General features: G+C 67.3%; 19 protein-coding genes. 4 read left to right on the top strand and 15 right to left on the bottom strand.

Annotated features, from left to right (window positions below):
- Positions 1–615: an AAA family ATPase gene (locus tag ACIP5T_RS01185; RefSeq protein ID WP_400859917.1), complete on the top strand. Its 615-nt coding sequence runs from the start codon at positions 1–3 to the stop codon at positions 613–615.
- On the opposite strand, the gene ACIP5T_RS01180 is transcribed toward ACIP5T_RS01185, so the two are convergent.
- Positions 555–1358: an isoprenyl transferase gene (locus tag ACIP5T_RS01180; protein WP_400859916.1), complete on the bottom strand. Its 804-nt coding sequence runs from the start codon at positions 1356–1358 to the stop codon at positions 555–557. The two genes, ACIP5T_RS01185 and ACIP5T_RS01180, sit on opposite strands and share 61 nt — an antisense overlap.
- Entirely contained in the window at positions 1355–2101 is a 747-nt protein-coding gene (recO, locus tag ACIP5T_RS01175) for a DNA repair protein RecO (protein WP_400859914.1), read from the bottom strand. Before recO ends, ACIP5T_RS01180 begins: the two co-directional genes overlap by 4 nt.
- 34 nt (positions 2102–2135) lie before the next feature.
- Between recO and ACIP5T_RS01170 the strand changes: the two genes are divergently transcribed.
- The gene (locus ACIP5T_RS01170) at positions 2136–2831 is read left to right on the top strand and encodes a trimeric intracellular cation channel family protein (protein ID WP_400859912.1); all 696 of its coding nucleotides are present in this window, start codon (positions 2136–2138) and stop codon (positions 2829–2831) included.
- A gap of 75 nt (positions 2832–2906) precedes the next feature.
- On the opposite strand, the gene leuA is transcribed toward ACIP5T_RS01170, so the two are convergent.
- Positions 2907–4661, bottom strand: a complete 1755-nt coding sequence (gene leuA / locus ACIP5T_RS01165) for a 2-isopropylmalate synthase (protein WP_400859910.1) — start codon at positions 4659–4661, stop codon at positions 2907–2909.
- Positions 4662–4858: 197 nt separating this feature from the next.
- Between leuA and ACIP5T_RS01160 the strand changes: the two genes are divergently transcribed.
- On the top strand, positions 4859–5497 hold the full coding sequence (locus ACIP5T_RS01160; protein ID WP_400859909.1) for a hypothetical protein: 639 nt from the start codon (positions 4859–4861) through the stop codon (positions 5495–5497).
- Here the strand turns inward: ACIP5T_RS01160 and ACIP5T_RS01155 are convergent.
- The 9 genes from ACIP5T_RS01155 to hrcA all read right to left on the bottom strand — a co-directional run bounded on the left by ACIP5T_RS01155 (position 5494) and on the right by hrcA (position 13505).
- Complete coding sequence (locus ACIP5T_RS01155) at positions 5494–6438, bottom strand: zinc-binding alcohol dehydrogenase family protein (RefSeq protein WP_400859908.1); 945 nt, start codon at positions 6436–6438, stop codon at positions 5494–5496. The genes ACIP5T_RS01160 and ACIP5T_RS01155 overlap by 4 nt on opposite strands.
- Complete coding sequence (era, locus tag ACIP5T_RS01150) at positions 6438–7334, bottom strand: GTPase Era (protein WP_400859906.1); 897 nt, start codon at positions 7332–7334, stop codon at positions 6438–6440. The genes ACIP5T_RS01155 and era overlap by 1 nt, the downstream gene beginning before the upstream one ends.
- Positions 7327–8622, bottom strand: a complete 1296-nt coding sequence (locus tag ACIP5T_RS01145) for a hemolysin family protein (RefSeq protein WP_400859904.1) — start codon at positions 8620–8622, stop codon at positions 7327–7329. The genes era and ACIP5T_RS01145 overlap by 8 nt, the downstream gene beginning before the upstream one ends.
- Positions 8619–9077 carry an rRNA maturation RNase YbeY gene (ybeY, locus tag ACIP5T_RS01140; RefSeq protein WP_042537641.1) on the bottom strand — a complete coding sequence of 153 codons (459 nt, stop codon included), beginning with the start codon at positions 9075–9077 and terminating at the stop codon, positions 8619–8621. Before ybeY ends, ACIP5T_RS01145 begins: the two co-directional genes overlap by 4 nt.
- A gap of 16 nt (positions 9078–9093) precedes the next feature.
- Complete coding sequence (locus ACIP5T_RS01135; RefSeq protein ID WP_400864546.1) at positions 9094–10119, bottom strand: PhoH family protein; 1026 nt, start codon at positions 10117–10119, stop codon at positions 9094–9096.
- A gap of 64 nt (positions 10120–10183) precedes the next feature.
- A complete protein-coding gene (locus ACIP5T_RS01130) occupies positions 10184–10531 on the bottom strand; it encodes an HIT domain-containing protein (protein ID WP_400859901.1) in 348 nt (115 codons plus the stop codon).
- 44 nt (positions 10532–10575) lie between these two features.
- Positions 10576–11304 (bottom strand): 16S rRNA (uracil(1498)-N(3))-methyltransferase, encoded by a 729-nt coding sequence (locus tag ACIP5T_RS01125; RefSeq protein ID WP_400859900.1) that lies wholly within the window; start codon positions 11302–11304, stop codon positions 10576–10578.
- Between the two features lie 14 nt (positions 11305–11318).
- Positions 11319–12434 carry a molecular chaperone DnaJ gene (gene dnaJ / locus ACIP5T_RS01120; RefSeq protein WP_400859899.1) on the bottom strand — a complete coding sequence of 372 codons (1116 nt, stop codon included), beginning with the start codon at positions 12432–12434 and terminating at the stop codon, positions 11319–11321.
- A 39-nt stretch (positions 12435–12473) separates the two neighbouring features.
- Entirely contained in the window at positions 12474–13505 is a 1032-nt protein-coding gene (hrcA, locus tag ACIP5T_RS01115; protein ID WP_400859897.1) for a heat-inducible transcriptional repressor HrcA, read from the bottom strand.
- A gap of 90 nt (positions 13506–13595) precedes the next feature.
- On the opposite strand from hrcA, the gene ACIP5T_RS01110 reads away from it, so the two are divergent.
- The gene (locus ACIP5T_RS01110) at positions 13596–15011 is read left to right on the top strand and encodes a carboxylesterase/lipase family protein (protein ID WP_400859895.1); all 1416 of its coding nucleotides are present in this window, start codon (positions 13596–13598) and stop codon (positions 15009–15011) included.
- Positions 15012–15024: 13 nt separating this feature from the next.
- Here the strand turns inward: ACIP5T_RS01110 and hemW are convergent, their stop codons facing one another.
- From hemW to lepA, 3 genes are all read right to left on the bottom strand, one after another.
- Positions 15025–16242, bottom strand: a complete 1218-nt coding sequence (hemW, locus tag ACIP5T_RS01105; protein ID WP_400859893.1) for a radical SAM family heme chaperone HemW — start codon at positions 16240–16242, stop codon at positions 15025–15027.
- A gap of 16 nt (positions 16243–16258) precedes the next feature.
- Positions 16259–16912, bottom strand: a complete 654-nt coding sequence (locus ACIP5T_RS01100; RefSeq protein ID WP_400859891.1) for a DUF1990 family protein — start codon at positions 16910–16912, stop codon at positions 16259–16261.
- 70 nt (positions 16913–16982) lie between these two features.
- A complete protein-coding gene (gene lepA / locus ACIP5T_RS01095) occupies positions 16983–18836 on the bottom strand; it encodes a translation elongation factor 4 (protein ID WP_060926148.1) in 1854 nt (617 codons plus the stop codon).
- Positions 18837–18938 lie beyond the last annotated feature (102 nt).

The following is an 18938-nucleotide window of genomic DNA, read 5'->3' as shown; positions in this document are numbered from 1 at the left end:
ATGCTCACGGCGGACGATCCGCTTCCGTTCCGCCCGCAGCGAGTCCTCATCGCCGGCGTGACCGGATCGGGAAAGACCACGCTCGCGGGCCGACTCGCCACGCTCTGGAGCCTTGATCACCATGAGATCGACGCGCTGTTCCACGGCGAGAACTGGACGCCGCGGCCGTCCTTTCTCGACGACGTGCGCGCCTTCGCTTCCGAAGACCGCTGGGTCACCGAGTGGCAGTACACGAGCAAGGGCACCGACGAGATCATGACTCCGCGTGCGCAGCTCGTGGTCTGGCTCGACTACCCCTGGCTGACCGTTCGCGCACGCTTGCTGCGTCGCACGCTGAGCCGCAGCATCCTGCGCACCGAGATGTACAACGGAAACGTCGAGAAGCCGATCTGGCAGGTGCTCTCGACGCGGGATCCTGCGCAGAGCATCTTGGCTTGGCAGACGAAGACCCGCAGGTTCTGGACCACCCAGATGCCCCTGAAACGAGAGCGCTTCCCCCACCTCATCATCGTGCGGTTGAGCCACCCGCGGGAGACGGAACGGTGGCTGCGAGCTCAGGCCGGCGCGTCGGGTGTGTCGATCGCCCCACCGAAGCGTCGGTCGCGCGACAGGTAGACCTCGATGGCACGCCACAGCTCCTCACGGGAGAAGTCGGGCCAGAGCGTGTCGAGGAAGACCATCTCCGCGTACGCGGCCTGCCACAGGAGGAAGTTCGAGGTGCGCTGCTCGCCGGAGCTGCGCAGGAACAGATCGACGTCCGGCATGTCAGGCACATAGAGGTTGCGACGGATCATCTTCTCGGAGATCGCGTTCGGCTTCACCCGACCAGCGGCGACGTCGGCGGCGATCGAGCGCATCGCGTCGACCAGCTCGATCCGACCGCCGTAGTTCACGCACATGGTGAGGGTGAGGACGTCGTTGTTCGCGGTCAACTGCTCTGCGTATTGCAGCTCCTTGATGACGCTGCCCCAGAGCCGCGGCTTACGGCCCGCCCATCGGACTCTGACGCCCCACTCATTGAGCTGATCGCGACGGCGATGAAGGACATCGCGGTTGTAGCCCATCAGGAACCGCACCTCGTCAGGCGACCGCGCCCAGTTCTCCGTCGAGAACGCGTAGACCGAAAGGTGCCTGACTCCTGCCTGAATCGCACCGGCGACCACATCGAGGAGCACCTCCTCCCCCGCCTTGTGCCCTTCGATGCGGTTGAGGCCGCGACGGTTCGCCCACCGACCGTTGCCGTCCATGACGATCGCGACGTGCTCCGGCACGGCCCGGAAGCTCGGAGGATACGCACCGGTCCAGTCGAGCGGGCGATAGGCCACGGCATCCTTGTGGGTGTAGGGCTTCGGGCTCACCGTGCTCCTTCTCGGGGGATGTCTGCCACCAGGTGCTCGAGCGAGCGGATGCCGCGCTCCAGGTGCCATTGGGCATAGGCGGCGACAAGGCCGGATGCCGCAGCGTTGTCGGCGTGCGGAGCAGCGTCGATCGCCTCCCACTCGCCGGCCATGAGCGACCGCAGCAGCGACAGCGTCTTCTCCGCGACCTTCGGACTGCCCGCCGGCGCGCAGTTCGGGCACACGGCGCCACCGAGCTGACCGACGAAATGCGCATGCGGCCCGCGAGTGGCGCATCGCGCGCAGTCGTCGAGCGACGGTGCCCACCCGGAGAGCGCCATCACGCGCAGCAGATAGGAGTCCAGGATGCTGCGGGGCGAATGCTCTCCGCGAGACAGCGCACGCAGTCCACCCACCAACAGCAGATACTGATCAGGCGTCGCCTCGGAGTCGCTGAGCCGATCGGCCGTCTCGACCATCGCGTTGGCAGAGGTGAAGCGGTCGTAGTGCGCCGCGATGTCGGATCCGTAAGAGCCGAGCGACTCCGCCTGCTGCACGATGTCGAGTGTGCGCCCCTGGTAGAGCTGCACATCGGCGACCATGAAGGGCTCGAGACGAGACCCGAACTTCGACGAGGTGCGACGGACGCCCTTGGCGACGGCTCGGATCTTGCCGTGCCGTCGCGACAGCATCGTGACGATGCGATCGGCCTCACCCAGCTTGTGGGTGCGCAGGATCACCGCTTCGTCTCGGTAAGTGGGCACCGTTCGATTATCCTCCGTGCAGGAGAATAGAGGCGTGACCGAACCGCTCTTCATCATTCCGCTCTGGGCGGACCTGCTCGGCGTCGGACTCGGCGGCGTGCAGGGAGCGATGTTCGCCTCGGGATTCCAAGGACAGCGACGCCTCGACTGGCTGGGCGTCGCGATCATCGGAATCATGATCGGCATGGGCGGCGGTCTCATCCGCGACATCCTGCTCGGACAGACCCCGGCCACGCTGCAGAACCAGTGGTATCTGGTGACCGCCGGTGGCGCGGCGCTGCTCGGCATGCTCCTTGCAGGGCTCTTCACCAGACTGAACACAGCGATCGTCGTGCTCGATGCGGTCGTGATCGGGATGTTCGGCGCCTTCGGAACGAGCAAAGCGCTCGCGTTCGGCATCCCCGAAGTCCCGGCCGTCTTCATCGGCGTCTGCGCGGCCGTCGGCGGCAGCGTGCTCCGCGACATGCTGATGGGTCTGCCGACCGCCATCATGCATGTCGGCTCGCTCTACGCGGTCGCGGCCGGTGCGGGGTGCGCGTTCATCGTCATCGCTGTGGCATTGGGCATGCCCATCACCGTCGCGGCCGTCATCGGCATCGCGGTGACGAGCGTGATCCGCATCCTCGCCGTCACCTTCGACGTCTCGCTCCCCGAACAGCGCCGGATCTACCGCCGCAAGGTCGCAGCCGAGACGGGCGTGATCCCCATCATCAAGCCCAGCGCCGAGTGATCCGGTCACTTCGGCGTCATCCTGGACGACGAACGCCTCCTCGGTCGATGACCGAGGAGGCGTTCTCGTCGAAGGTCAGACTGCCGCGAGCTCCAGCTGGCGCGTGCGGATCGAGCGGTTGACGCCCGAGACGATCGCCTTGAGCGATGCGGTCGAGATGTCGCCGTCGATGCCGACGCCCCATAGACGCTGGTCTCCGACCTGCAGTTCGACATAGGCCGCGGCCTGCGCGTCGCCGCCGGCGCTGAGAGCGTGCTCGACGTAGTCGTAGAGCGTGATGTCGAAGCCCTGACCACGCAGGACCTCGATGAACGCCGCGATCGGTCCGTTGCCGTTGCCCGCGACGGCGACCTGCTGGTCATCATCGCGCAGCGTCACATCGAGCACCACGTCGCCCGACATGTCGCTGCGGGTCTGCGTCGACAGCAGCTCGAACCGGCCCCACTTGGCCTCGGTGTCGGCGGCGGGCAGGTACTCGTCGTTGAAGATCGACCAGATCTGCTCGCTCGTGACCTCGCCGCCCTCCGCATCGGTCTTGGTCTGCACGACCCCCGAGAACTCGATCTGCAGCTTGCGCGGCAGGTCGATCGCGTGATCGGCCTTCAGCAGGTAGGCGACGCCACCCTTGCCCGACTGCGAGTTGACGCGGATCACCGCTTCGTACGAACGGCCGAGATCCTTCGGGTCGACCGGCAGGTAGGGAACGGCCCACTCGATGTCATCGACGGTGACGCCCTCGGCCTCGGCTCGGGCGGCCATCGCCTCGAAGCCCTTCTTGATCGCATCCTGGTGCGAGCCGCTGAACGCGGTGAAGACCAGGTCGCCGGCCCACGGGCTGCGCTCGGGCACCGGCAGCTGGTTGCAGTACTCGACCGTGCGCTTGACCTGGTCGATGTCGCTGAAGTCGATCTGCGGGTCGATGCCCTGCGTGAAGAGGTTGATGCCCAGCGCCACGATGTCGACGTTGCCCGTGCGCTCGCCGTTGCCGAACAGGCAGCCCTCGATGCGGTCGGCGCCGGCCATGTACCCGAGCTCGGCCGCGGCGATCGCCGTGCCGCGGTCGTTGTGCGGGTGCAGCGACAGGATGACGTTCTCGCGGTGCGCGAGGTTGCGGCTCATCCACTCGATCGAGTCGGCGTAGACGTTCGGCGAGGCCATCTCGACGGTCGCAGGCAGGTTGATGATCACCTTGCGGTCGGGCGTCGGCTCGAAGACCTCGATCACCTGGTTGCAGACGTCGACGGCGAACTCGAGCTCGGTGCCCGTGTAACTCTCGGGCGAGTACTCGTAATAGACCTTCGTGTCAGGGATCGTCTTCTCGTACTGACGGCACAGGCGTGCGCCCTCCAGGGCGATGTCGATGATGCCCTGCTTGTCCGTGCGGAACACGACCTCGCGCTGCAGAACGCTCGTCGAGTTGTACAGGTGCACGATCGCCTGCTTGGCTCCGGCGATCGACTCGTAGGTGCGGGCGATCAGGTGCTCACGCGCCTGCGTCAGCACCTGGATCGTGACGTCGTCGGGGATCAGGTTCTCTTCGATGAGCTGACGGACGAAGTCGAAGTCGGTCTGGCTTGCCGACGGGAACCCGACCTCGATCTCCTTGTATCCCATGCTGACGAGCAGCTCGAACATCACGCGCTTGCGCTCGGGCGACATCGGATCGATGAGTGCCTGATTGCCGTCGCGGAGGTCGACAGCGCACCAGCGGGGGGCTTCGGTGATGCGGGCGTCGGGCCAGGTGCGGTCAGGCAGGTTGACCGCGATCTGCTCGTGGTACGGCCGATACTTGTGGATCGGCATCGCAGACGGGCGCTGAGTGTTCTGCATGATGGGGCTTCTTCTCTTCGTCAGAATTGTGAACGGGCCAACACAAGCGCCGCGACGAGGAAGGCCCTAGCTTTAGGACTCGTCGCGGCAGCTAAGAAGAAGCAGACCGCCGAAAGGCATGCGGCCATGGTAGCAGGGATGCGGATTCCCGTCGGACCGAGCGTGAGACGATCATGCGAGGCGAGACACTGTCAGGCATGAGCACAACGCACAGTCGCATGCTTCTCGCCGCAGCCGCCCTCGCTGGCGTGCTCTGCATCGCCGGATGCGCCGCAGGTTCCGGCGCCTCCCCCGCACCGACCGACGCCGGCCCGCTCGCCTGGGACGCCGCGAGCATCGCGCCTCCCGAGGGGCGGGTGATCGGCACCGGCACAGTGCTCGACGCCGCGGGTGAGCCGCAGCTGTGTCTCGGCATCGTCGCAGAGTCGGCCCCTCCACAGTGCTCGGGGATTCCGCTCGACGGATGGACCTGGGACGACGTGGACGGCAGCGAGACCAGCGGTGACACCACCTTGGGGACGTACGCCGTCTACGGGATCTATGACGGCGAGCGGTACGCCGTCTCCGACCCCCCGATCATGCTCGCGCTGTACGACCCGATCCGACCTGAAGACCCGTCCGCAGGAATCGAGGGGACTACTGCTGAAGGCGACCTCGTGCGGGTACGGGACGAGCTCGCGGCGTCTCTCGGTACCGAAGCACTCACCGTCTGGACCGAGCGCGGGTATGTCTGGATCCAGGTCGTCTGGGATGACGGAACTCTGCAGGATGCCGTCGACTCCACCTACGGCGACGGAGTCGTGTTCGTGACCTCGGCGCTGCGCGAGATCGACTAGTCCGACGGGATCAGTGCGAGCTTGCCGCCCGGGTGCCCGTCGGCGAGGAACGCGAGCGCTGACGGCGCATCCTCCAGCGTGAAGGTCCTTGCCAGCGGGACGACCAGCTCTCCAGCCTGCGCGAGCGCGACCAGTCGTCCTCGAACGGCATCTCGGAAGCGCGCGCTGTCTGGCATCGATCCGGCGATCGCCAGGATGCCGTCGCTGTTCGCCCTTCCGAAAGCGGCGATCGTCACGATGCGGGCACGGTCGGCGACGAGTTCGAGCGAGACGTCGACGGCTTCGTCGGTGCCCACGGCATCGAGCCCCGCAGAGATGCGCTCCCCGGCTGCGGCATCTCGGACCCTATCGGCGAGGCCGGATCCATAGCTCACGGGAATGCCACCGAATCGCTCGACGACATCGAACCTGCCGACGCTGGAGGTGCCGATCACCCGGATGCCGCGCAGCGCCGCCTGCTGAAGCACGCTCACCCCGACCGCGCCGGAGGCGCCGTGCAACAGGATCGTCTCGCCGGGAGCGACACCCGTCACACTCAGCATCTCCGCCGCCGTGGTGCCGGCGAGAAGCAGATTCGCCGCCTCAGGATGCGTGAGTGTGGTCGGCTTCTTGAAGGCCTTCTCCGCCGGGATCGTCAGCTCAGTGGCGTACCCGCCCCTCACGCGGAACGCGACGACCTCGTCGCCGACCGCGGCTTCACCCGACCCGATCCTCGTGTCCGGTCCGAGCGCCGTGATCTCACCCGAGACCTCGTAGCCGATCGGCACCGGCAGTTCGGCGCCAGGACTGGCCGCCGCTACATGCTTCGCATCCGCCGGGTTCACTCCGGCGGCGCGCACACGGATGGTGACCTCACCTGGGCCTGGACTCGGCACCTCGTACTCGACGAACTGCCAGGCATCAGGCGAGCCCCACGAGGTGGCGATCCAGTGGCGCGCCATCAGAATCCGAGACGTCCGAGCTGCTTCGGGTCGCGCTGCCATTCCTTCGCGACCTTCACATGAAGCCCGAGGAACACGCGAGTGCCGAGGAGCTCTTCGATGCCGACGCGAGCACGGCGTCCGACGTCGGCCAGACGCTTGCCCTTGTGGCCGATGATGATCGCCTTCTGGCTGTCGCGCTCCACCACGATCGACGCGTGCACATCGGTCAGGTCGGTTCCCTCGCGGGGGGCGATGTCGTCGATCACGACCGCGATCGAGTGGGGAAGCTCGTCGCGAACACCGTCGAGCGCCGCCTCCCGGATCATCTCGGCGATGCGGTCCTCTTCCGACTCGTCGGTCGTGACTCCCTCGCCGTAGAGAGCGGGCCCCGCCGGCATGAGGGCGAGGACTTCATCGGCGAGGACCTCGAGCTGATCGTTCGTGAGCGCGGAGATCGGGATCACTGCGTCCCAGTCCTCGCGCAGTGCGTCGACCTCCAGGAGGCGTTCGGTGATCTCGTCGCGCCCTGCGGCATCCGTCTTGGTGACGATCGCGATCTTCTTGGCCCGGCGATATCCATCGAGCGAGGCCGCGATGCGGCGATCGCCCGGACCGACCTTCTCGGTCGCCGGCACGCAGAAGCCGATCACGTCGACGTCACCGAGCACCTGCTCGACGAGGTCGTTCAAGCGCTCACCCAGAAGTGTGCGGGGCTTGTGGATGCCGGGGGTGTCGACGATGACGAGCTGTCCCTCCGGGCGGTTCACGATTCCACGGATCGCCCGACGAGTCGTCTGCGGCTTCTCGCTGGTGATCGCGATCTTCTCCCCCACCAGCGCGTTCGTGAGAGTGGACTTTCCGACGTTGGGCCGCCCCACGAAGGTCACGAACCCGCTCCGCGTCTGCTCAGTCATCGTTTCCGTCTCTCTCATCTGCGGTGTGTCCCGCATCGTCTGCGGCGCGTTCGACGAACACGGTCGCGATTCCACGGCCTCGCCCTCGAGACGCGCCGCCGGTGAGGGTCAGTCCCTCCACCGTCGCTGTGGATCCTGGTTGCGGAACCTGGCCGAGTGCCTTGCCCAGCAGCCCGCCGATGGAGTCCACGTCCTCGTCCTCGAGTTCGAGGCCGAACAGGTCGCCGACGTCCTCCAGCGAGAGTCGGGAACTCACGCGGTAGCGTCCGTCGCCCAGTTCGACGACCTCGGCCGATACCTGATCGTACTCGTCGGAGATCTCGCCCACGAGTTCCTCGATGAGGTCCTCCAGCGTCACGAGTCCGGAGATGCCGCCGTGCTCGTCGATCACGAGGCATACGTGCACGGCGTCGCGCTTCATCTGCTGAAGCAGCGTCTCGGCGCGCATGGACTCGGGCACGAAAGTCGCCGGCCGCGAGATGGGACGGATGGACGCGGTGCGCCAGGCGTTCTCATCACGGAAGGCGAACAGCACGAGGTCTTTCAGATACAGCACGCCGACGACGTCATCGGCGTCGTCGTCGACCACCGGCATGCGCGACACGCCACGCTGCAGGAACAGCGTCATCGCCTCGCTCGTCGTCGCAGTCGCGTCGACCGTCACCATCTCGGTGCGCGGCACCATCACCGCGCGGACGAACTGATCGGTGAAGTCGAAGACCGAGTGGATGAGGTCGCGATCGTCGGCCTCGATCAGGTCGTTAGAGGCGGCCTCGTCGACCATGCTGAGCAGCTGCTCCTCGGAGGTGAAAGTGCTGCGTCCGCGTCCGGGGGTCACTCGGTTGCCGAGAACCACCAGCCCTTGGGCGAGCGGACCGAGGATGATGCGAAGCCCACGGACGATCCGCGCGTTCGCACGGAGCATCCCCTCGGCGTGGTGCCGGCCGAAGGAGCGAGGGCTCGCCCCCACCAGCACGAAGCTGATGCCCGTCATCAGCAGGGCCGCGGCGAGCATCGCCCACCAGATGTTGTCGAACAGGATGCTGAACGCGACCGTGACGAGCACGGCGGCAGCCGTCTCCGCGAGCACGCGGATGAACGCGACGGCGTTGACGTGTGCGTCCGGGTCAGCCGCGATTCGCACCAGCTGAGGGCCGTTGCGCCCCTCGGCGCCCATCTCCTCGATATCCGAGCGCGACGTGACGCCGAAGGCCGCGTCGATCGCCGCCATGAGTCCGCCGAAGGCGACGAGCAGGACGGCGCCTGCGAGCAGGAGAGCCGCGGTCATCGTCGACGTTCAGCCGCGGCGAAGCCCTGGATGAGCTCCTTCTGCAGTCCGAACATCTCGCGCTCCTCTTCGGGCTCGGCGTGGTCGAAGCCGAGGAGGTGCAGCAGCCCGTGCGTGGTGAGCAGGATCAGCTCGTCCATGAGCGTGTGGCCGGCCGCCTGCGCCTGGGCCTCCGCGACCTGAGGGCACAGCACGATGTCTCCGAGCAGCCCCGGCGCTGTGGGGCGGTCTTCGGTGCCGGGGCGCAGCTCATCCATCGGAAAGCTGAGCACGTCGGTAGGGCCCGGCTCATCCATCCACTGCACATGGAGGGCCTCCATGGCACCCTCGTCGACGAGGACGATCGCGACCTCGGCATCCGGGCTCACGTGCATCTGGGCGAGATTGAAGTCGGTGAGTCGCTGCAGCACGGTCTCGTCGACATCGATCGCTGACTCGTTGTTGATCTCGATCATGGCTGTGCTCGTTTCATCAGGAGAGGCCTCGTTTCGGCGTCCGGTCTCGGGGCCCTGGTCTCTGCGCGCCGCGTCGCTCTGCGCGATTGGCGAACTCCGCCGCCTGCTCGCGCTCGAAACGCTGCGCCGTGCGGCGCTCGTCGTACTCGCTGTACGCGTCGACGATGCGGCCGACAAGAGAGTGACGCACCACGTCCTCACTCGTGAGTCGCGCGAAGTGGATGTCGTCGATGCCGTCGAGCACGCGAGTCACGAGGCGGAGCCCAGAGGATCCCTGCGGGAGGTCGACCTGGGTGATGTCGCCCGTGACAACCATCTTCGAGCCGAAGCCGAGACGAGTCAGGAACATCTTCATCTGCTCGGGCGTCGTGTTCTGCGCCTCGTCGAGAACCACGAACGAGTCGTTCAGCGTCCGTCCGCGCATGTACGCGAGCGGTGCGACCTCGATCGTCCCCGTCGCCATCAGACGAGGCACGATCTCGGGGTCCATCATCTCGTTGAGCGCGTCGTAGAGCGGACGCAGGTAGGGGTCGATCTTGTCGGTGAGCGTTCCGGGGAGGAAGCCGAGCCGTTCGCCTGCTTCGACTGCGGGACGCGTCAGGATGATCCGCGTGACCTCCTTGCGCTGCAGCGCCTGGACGGCCTTCGCCATCGCCAGGTAGGTCTTGCCCGTTCCGGCCGGACCGATGCCGAACACGATCGTGTTCTCCTCGATCGCGTCGACGTACTCCTTCTGGCCCAGGGTCTTCGGTCGGATGACCTTGCCGCGGGTCGACAGGATCGCCTCGCCGAGCACCTCGCTCGGGCGCGGTCCTCCGTCGTTGCGGAGCATGCGAGCCGAACTCGTGACATCACTCGGAGCGAGGTCGTGGCCGGCCTTGGTCATCGTCATCAGCTCGTCGACGAGGTTCTTGGCCTTCGCGACGGCATCCGCCGAGCCGGTGAGAGTGATCTCGTTGCCGCGGACGAGGACCTGCACGTCGCGATGCTCCTTCTCGAGCATCCGCAGCAGGCGGTCCTGCGGTCCGAGCAGCTGCACCATGGCGACGCCGTCGGCGTAGATCTTCTCGACAGCGGTGTCGGATGCGGTGACAGGGTCGTTTTCGTCAGAAGCCAACGAGCTTGTTCTCCTCGATATTGCCGAGCACATGGGCGTGCACGTGGAAGACGGATTGGGCGGCGCTCGCGCCGTTGTTGAAGATGAGGCGATACTCGCCGTTGGCATGCTCTGCGGCGAGCTGCTTCGCGACGGCGACCATCTCGGCGAGAAGCCCAGGATCGCCCTGAGCGAGCTCGGTGACGTCGCGATAGTCCTCGGTCTTCGGGATCACGAGCGCGTGCAGCGGCGCCTGCGGATCGATGTCGCGGATCGCGAACACGCGGTCGGTGTCCAGCAGGATCTCACCCGGGATGTCGCCGTTCAGGATGAGCGTGAAGATCGAGGGTTCGGACATGTTCCCAGTCTACTGACCGCAGCCTGGCAGGGCCCGTCGCGAGATCACCAGCGCCCGAGCGCCACGGACAGGACCGCGATGGCTGCGGGGCCGGCCGTCGAGGTGCGCAGCACCGTGTCTCCGAGCAGCACGCGCTCGGCACCGGCGTCGGACAGCTTCGTCAGCTCGTCGTCCGCGATGCCGCCCTCCGGTCCGACGACGAGCACGATGTCTCGACCGTCGGGCTCGAGCTCCGACAACCGGGTGGTCGCGCTCGGGTCGAGCAGCAGCACGCGCTCGGAAGACGCGCGCTTCACGAGGTCTGCGGTCGACGCGGGAGCCGACACCTCAGGCACCCAGGCACGGTGCGCCTGCTTGGCGGCCTCGCGGACGATGGTCGCCCAGCGCTCTCGGCCCTTGAGGGCCTTGGCGCCCTCCCATCTGGAGATGCTGCGGCTCGCCTGCCACGGCACGATCTCGTCGACGCCGAGCTCGCAGGCGGCCTGCACTGCGAGCTCGTCGCGATCACCCTTCGCGAGCGCCTGCACGAGGACGAGACGAGGAGTGGGTGCGGGATCGGCGGACCGCTCCGACACACGGACGTCGACGCGAGACGGCGACACCTCCTCTGCGACGCCCGTGAGCCAGACACCCGAGCCGTCTCCGACGGTGACCGCTTCACCGACGCGGAGCCGCCTGACGACTGCGGCGTGCTTCGCCTCCGCGCCGGTGAGCGACACCAGATCGCCGACCGCGGCATCCGACGAGTTCTCGACGAGGAAATGGAGTGCCATGAGGGCCGCCCGGATCAGTGCGAACGGAAGCGGTCGCGGAGCTTCGAGAACAGTCCCTGCTGGAACTGCGCGAGCTGCGGGCCCGGTGCTTTGGTCTTCTTCGCGAAGTCCTCGATCAGCGCGCGCTGCGCCGAATCCAGTTTCGTGGGCGTGACCACCTGCACGCCGACGCGCAGGTCGCCGCGCTGGTTTCCCCGCAGAGGGGTGATGCCGCGACCCTTGATGGTCAGGACGTCGCCCGACTGCACGCCCGAGCGGATCTCGAGATCGACCTCGCCGTCGAGTCCTTGGATCGTGGTCTCGGTGCCGAGGACAGCATCAGGCATCGACACCTCGAGCGTGGCGAGCAGGTCGTCGCCGTCACGGCTGAACGAAGGATGCGGGTTGACGGAGACCTCGACGTACAGATCGCCGTTCGGGCCACCGGCCTTGCCGACCTCGCCGGACCCGGGAAGCTGCAGACGCAGACCGGTCTCGACGCCGGCGGGGATGTCGAGGGACACAGTGCGGCGGGACCGCACCCGCCCCTGTCCTCCGCAGGTTCCGCACGGGTACGGGATGGTGGTGCCGTAGCCTTCGCAGGTGCCGCAGGGCTGAGACGTCACGACGTTGCCGAGCAGGCTCCGCACCTGACGCTGAACGTGACCGGAGCCGCCGCAGATGTCGCAGGTGACGGGCGACGTCCCCTCCTGACAGCACGAGCCGTTGCAGGTCTCGCACAGCACGGCCGTGTCGACCTCGATGTCGCGATGCGCTCCGAAGACCACGTCGCCGAGATCGAGGTTCACCCGCACCAGCGCGTCCTGGCCGCGTTCCCGACGCGAGCGCGGCCGCGCACCGCGTCCGCCGCCCTGCCCTGCGCCGAAGAACGTCTCGAAGATGTCGCCGAAGCCGCCGAAGCCGCCGAAGTCGTTCGCTGCTCCGTCTCCCCCGCCCATGTCGTACCGGCGACGGGAGTCGTCGTCGCTCAGAACGTCGTAGGCGTGCGTCACGAGCTTGAAACGCTCTGCGGCGTCGTCACCCGGGTTCACGTCGGGGTGGAGCTGACGGGCGAGGCGTCGGTACGCCTTCTTGATCTCGTCGGTGGAGGCGTCGCGAGAGACGCCGAGTACCTCGTAGTGGTCTGCCACAATGGCCCTTCTGCGTGTGCTGTCATCTGGGCGGCCGCGTCAGCGGGCCGCCTCGTCTTCGTCGAGCATCCGAGACAGGTAGCGGGCCACTGCCCGTGCCGCCGCGAGATTGCTCGGATAGTCCATGCGCGTCGGCCCCATCACGCCGACGCGCGCCGTGCCGCTGGGAGCGGCGTAGTTGCTGGCCACGATCGACGCCTCGCCGAGTCCGAAAGACGCGTTCTCCGTGCCGATGCTGGCGGCGAGCCCATGCGAGTCCGCCTCCATCTCGCTCATCAGGCGCAGCAGCGTCACCTGCTCCTCGATCGCCTCGAGGATGGGATGGATGCTGCCGCGGAAGTCCTGCTCACGGCGAGCCAAGGTGGCCGCGCCTGCCATCACCAGGCGCTCCTGGCGGAAGGCGCCGAGTTCGTCGATCACGATCGTCGCGAGTGCGCGGAGCACGATGTCGTGCGTGTGGTCGTCGTCGGTCAGGAGCGTCTGCAGCCGCTCGGCCGCATCGCTCACCGCCCTGCCGGTGATCAGCGCCGACAGGCGCGCACGGAGCAGGGCCATGTCGGCGTCGTCGACGTCGACGGGCAAGGGCGCGATCCGCTGTGAGACGCCGCCCGCGTCGGTGACGAGCACGATGAGCAGTCGATTGGGAGCGAGCGCCACGAGCTCGAGATGCGTCAGATGCGCGCGGGCGAACGACGGGTACTGTGCGAGAGCGACCTGGCCCGTGAGCTGCGTGAGCACACGGACGGTGCGCACCATCAGGTCGTCGAGGTCGGAGGGTGCGGTGAGGAAGGATTCGATGGCCGTGCGCTGGGCGACCGAGAGCGGCCGCAACTGCGCGAGGTGGTCGACGAAGACCCGATAGCCCTTGTCTGTGGGAACTCGGCCGGAAGAGGTGTGCGGGGCGGCGATCAGCTCTTCGTCTTCGAGAAGAGCCATGTCGTTGCGGATCGTCGCCGCGGACACGCCGAACGAGTAGCGGTCGACGATCGACCTGCTGCCGACGGGCTCGTGGGTCTCGACGTAGTCCTGCACGATCGCGCGGAGAACCTGAAGGCCTCTTTCACTGACCATCGCGACTCCCTCCTCTTGGCACTCACTGGCTACGAGTGCCAATTCTACCCGCCGACGCCGACCAGGTGCTGATCGCCATACGATGAGCCCATGAGTGTCGCCCCACAGGTCGCCGTGTCTGCCGGAATCGTGCGTGGCGAGGCCATCGACGGCGTTCGGCGCTTCCTCGGCATCCCGTACGCGGCGGCGCCGTTCGGGCCGAACCGCTTCCGTGAGCCTCAGCCGGCTCTCTCGTGGGCCGGCATCCGCGATGCCACGGCATTCGGACCCACCGCACCCCAGCTTCCGTACGCCGGTGCCATAGGCGAGCTGCTGGGCTCGGTGGAGATCCCCGGTGAGGACATCCTCTCCGTCAACATCTGGGCGCCGCGGGATGCCGACCGAGCCCCGGTCGTCCTCTGGATCCACGGTGGCGCGCTCGAGCGAGGCACCGCGGCGCTGCCGTTGTACGACGGCGCCGGGTTCGCGCGTGCCGGGATCGTCTTCGCCTCGATCAACTACCGACTGGGCTCCGAAGGATTTTCCGTTCTCGACGACGCTCCCCGGAACCTCGGATTGCAGGACGCTGCGGCGGGCCTCGCCTGGGTGCACAGCGAGATCGCCTCGTTCGGCGGAGATGCCGGACAGATCACGGTCATGGGCGAGTCCGCGGGCGGTGCGATCGTCGCGGGACTGCTCGCGAGTGAATCGTCGCGTGCGCAGATCGCTCGGGCCATCATCGAATCAGGGCCTCTCGAAGCGCAGACGGCGAAGAAGGCCGGCCGCGTGACCGCCCAGCTCGCGAAGCGGCTCGAGGTCGCCGCCGACCGAGCGAGCTTCGCGACGATCTCCCCCGAGCAGCTGCTCGAGGCACGGCTACAGCAGGCCGCAGGGTCGTCTCCGCTCGGCGGAGCCCCCGGGTTCCAGTTCGCGGTGGATGCCGGGTCGCTGCCCCGGTCGCCGCATGAGGTGCTCGCCGACACCGACGTGCCGCTCCTCATCGGGAGCAATACCGACGAGTACCGGCTCTGGTTCCCGCCCGCGGCCCTCGCCGGGATCAGCGAGATGAAACTGCTGCTGGCACGCCTCGCTCTGCGGATCCCCCGCCGAGCGGTGGCGGCCTATCGGTCGGCCTTCCCCGGCGCGACCACCGGCGAGAACTTCGGCCAGCTCGCGACCGACATCATGCTGCGCGCGCCCCTGACCCGACTGGCCCGGGCGCGCACGGCGCCGACCTTTGTCTACGAGTTCGCCTGGCGGAGTCCGGTTCGAGATCTCCGTGCCGCGCACGCGCTGGAACTGGGCTTCGTCTTCGACCGTCTCGGCGACCCCGAAGCGCAGCGGCTCGCCGGGACCGATGCGCCGCAGAACCTCGCAGACGAGATGCACTCGGCGTGGATCTCGTTCATCAAGACCGGTGACCCCGGGTGGCCGGTATTCGGCCCGGAGCGGAACACGCGCCTGTTCGACACGGACAGCGCCACGGTGCCGCAGCGTCGCACGGACGCGCTCGACCTGCTTCCGTAGCCCGGGTCTCTGCTCAGTCGGTGAGCTCGCGCACCACGGCGTCGGCGAGCAGCCGACCGCGCAGAGTGAGTTGCACTCGTCCGCGCACTGCGGCGCCGGCATCGACGAGACCGTCTGCGATCAGACCCGCGACCCTGGTGCGCTTGTCCGGCTGCAGGTCGGCGACGGCGATCCCCTCGCGGATGCGGCTCAGAAGCAGGATCCGCTCCAGCGTCCTGGACTTCTCGTCCGGTCGCTCGGTGCCCGCTGCCGGTGACTCCGAAGCCGCGAGACGCTGAGCGTACGCGGCCGGGTGCTTCACGTTCCACCAGCGCAGACCAGCCACATGGCTGTGCGCGCCGGGACCGAAACCCCACCAGTCGCTCCCGCGCCAGTACGCGAGGTTGTGTCGCGAGCGCTGCTCGACGCTTCGCGACCAGTTACTGATCTCGTACCAGTCGAAGCCCGCCGCTGCGAGACGCGCATCGGCGAGCTCGTACATGTCGGCCTGCAGGTCGTCGTCCGGCATCGGCACCTCACCTCGACGGATCTGCCGCGCGAGCTTCGTGCCGTCCTCGATGATCAGCGCGTAGGCCGAGATGTGGTCCGACTCGAACGCGAGGGCCGCATCGAGCGACGTCTCCCAGTCGTCGAGCGACTCCCCCGGTGCTCCGTAGATGAGGTCGACACTGACTGCGAGACCCGCATCCTTCGCGGCTGCGACAGCGGTCGTCACGTTCTCCGGACGGTGAGTGCGGTCGAGGGCAGCGAGCACATGGGGGACCGCCGACTGCATGCCGATCGACAGCCGGGTGACGCCGGCGTCCGCCAGGATTCGAGCGACCTCGGGCGTCACCGTATCGGGATTCGCCTCCACCGTGACCTCGGCGCCGTCGACCAGACCGAACGCGTCTGTCGCGGCGTCGAGCATCCGGGCGAGATCGCCCGCCGGCAGCAAGGTGGGGGTGCCACCTCCGAAGAACACCGTGTCCATCGGGCGCAGCGCGCCGGCATCCGAGAGCACTCGCCTGGCGAGGTCGATCTCCGTGATCAGCGTCGAGGCGTAGTCCTCCTGCTTCGCACCGCGGAGTTCTCCAGAGGTGTAGGTGTTGAAGTCGCAGTAGCCGCAGCGCACCCGGCAGAACGGGACGTGCAGATAGGCGGAGAAGGCTGCGGACGGATCGACCGGCAGATCGGACGGAAGGCGGCCGTCGGCCGGTGCCGGATCGCCGAGGGGAAGCGGGCCGGCCATCAGAGAGGTGCGGCCATCAGACCGGAGTCGCGTACAGCGGCGAGATCGCCCGCAGATAGCGTGCGAACAGCTCACGGCGGCGGCGCTTCACGAGAGCGGGGACGACCCTGTAGAGCAGAGAGTTCGGCGCGTCGAACGCTCGCACCGTGAACCAGACCTCGTCATTGTCCTCGCGCCAGTCGATGTCGAAGGATTCCTCACCGCGCACGACGGACCCACCGACGGTGCCGAGCACGAAGCCGATCCGACGCTTCTCCTCGGTCACGGAGATCACACGCAGCTCGGCATCCGCTCGCATGCTCGCGACCCGGCCGTGCAGGCGCAAGGTCATCCCCGGACCCGCGAACGGTGTGCCCTCCGCATCGAAGCGCTGTTCGACGTCGTTCTTGCTCGGAGCGATCGGCGTGCCCTCGGCGTCGAAGCTGACGCCGGCGTAGGCCGGCCCTGGCGCGGGGCGCACGTCTTCGACACTGAGCCCGGACGCGCGCTGCGCAGTCCAGCTGAGCAGTGCCTCGCCCGCGGACTGGAAGCGTTCGGGGCCGCTGCCGATCCGCCAGGAGTTCTCCGCCGGGATGCTGCGCTCCGGCGGGTACTGCATCAGATCGGGCGCGTGGGTCGCACCCACGGCCGCATAGTCAACCGTGTCGTCTCGGAAAGTCCCGCGCCGCATGATTTCCAGCCTACTTCCCGTTCCCTGGACGATCGCCCCCACGCGCCGAAGACGCTCGGCTCGCGGGCTCCTACTTCTTGTCCTTGCCCTCGACGTCGCCGGAGAGCGCGGCGATGAACGCCTCCTGCGGCACCTCGACCCGACCGACCATCTTCATGCGCTTCTTGCCCTCTTTCTGCTTCTCGAGGAGCTTGCGCTTACGGCTGATGTCACCGCCGTAGCACTTGGCGAGCACGTCCTTGCGGAGCGCCCTGATCGTCTCACGGGCGATGATCCTGGCGCCGATGGCGGCCTGGATCGGCACCTCGAAGTTCTGGCGAGGGATCAGCTTGCGCAGTCGCTCCGTCATCAGCGTGCCGTAGGCGTACGCCTTGTCGCGGTGCACGATCGAGCTGAACGCGTCGACCTTGTCACCCTGCAGGAGGATGTCGACCTTGACCAGGTCCGCCTCCTGCTGTCCGGCGGGCTCGTAGTCGAGCGAGGCATAGCCCTGGGTCTTCGACTTGAGCTGATCGAAGAAGTCGAAGACGATCTCACCGAGCGGCATCATGTAGCGGAGCTCGACGCGCTCCTCGGAGAAGTACTCCATGCCCAGCAGTGCTCCGCGACGCGACTGGCACAGCTCCATCACGGTGCCGACGTAGTCCTTCGGCAGCAGGATGGCCGTCTTGACCATGGGCTCCGACACCGAACCGATGCGCCCGTCAGGGTACTCGCTCGGGTTCGTGACCGTCACGGTCTCGCCCGTGTCGCTCGTGAGCACCTCGTAGATCACGCTGGGTGCGGTGGTGATGAGGTCGAGACCGAACTCACGCTCGAGCCGCTCGGTGATGATCTCGAGGTGCAGAAGACCGAGGAACCCACAGCGGAAACCGAAACCGAGCGCGACCGACGTCTCAGGCTCGTACTGCAGCGAGGCGTCGGAGAGCTTGAGCTTGTCGAGCGCCTCGCGGAGCTCCGCGTAGTCGCTGCCGTCGATCGGGTAGACCCCCGAGAACACCATCGGCTTGGGATCGGTGTAGCCGGCGAGGGCCTCGGTTGCGGGCCTGCGCGCCGTCGTGACGGTGTCGCCGACCTTGGAGAGCCGCACGTCCTTCACGCCCGTGATGAGATAGCCGACCTCGCCGACACCCAGACCCTTGGTCGGCACCGGCTCGGGACTCGACACGCCGACCTCGAGCGCCTCGTGGGTAGCACCCGTGGACATCATCTGGATGCGCTCGCGGGGCGACAGGCTGCCGTCGATCATGCGGACGTAGGTGACGACACCGCGGTACGCGTCGTAGACGGAGTCGAAGATCATGGCTCGGGCAGGCGCGTCGGCGTCGCCCACGGGTGCCGGGATCTCCTTGACCAGGCGGTCGAGCAGCTCCTCGACCCCCACGCCGGTCTTGCCCGAGACGCGCAGCACGTCTTCGGGCTTGCCACCGATGAGGGATGCCAGCTCCTTCGCGTACTTGTCGGGGTCAGCCGCCGGCAGGTCGATCTTGTTCAGCACCGGGATGATGTGCAGGTCGTTCTCGAGCGCCAGATAGAGGTTGGCGAGAGTCTGGGCCTCGATGCCCTGTGCGGCGTCTACGAGCAGGATGGCTCCCTCGCACGCGGCGAGAGAGCGCGACACCTCATAGGTGAAGTCGACGTGGCCGGGGGTGTCGATCATGTTGAGCGCGAAGGTCTCGCCGTCGATCTCCCACGGCATCCGCACGGCCTGGCTCTTGATCGTGATGCCGCGCTCGCGCTCGATGTCCATGCGGTCGAGGTACTGCGCACGCATGTCTCGGTCCGAGACCACGCCGGTGATCTGGAGCATGCGGTCGGCGAGAGTCGACTTGCCGTGGTCGATGTGCGCGATGATGCAGAAATTGCGGATCTGCGCCGAAGGCGTCGCGGCAGGCTGAAGCGGAGTGAGGGCGCGTGGTGACATGTCCTGACGATTCTACGGTGAGGCGAGGCTAATGCCCGCTTCGTGTGATCCGGTGATATTCTGCCGAGGTTGCCCGGGAGCCATCCGTGACACCGGATCCCG

The organism is Microbacterium sp. NPDC088619 (assembly GCF_044752825.1).
In the GTDB taxonomy this organism is placed as follows: Bacteria; Actinomycetota; Actinomycetes; order Actinomycetales; family Microbacteriaceae; genus Microbacterium.
The sequence above is the reverse complement of the archived record's forward strand: the minus strand, read 5'-3'. Positions and strand labels throughout refer to the sequence as shown.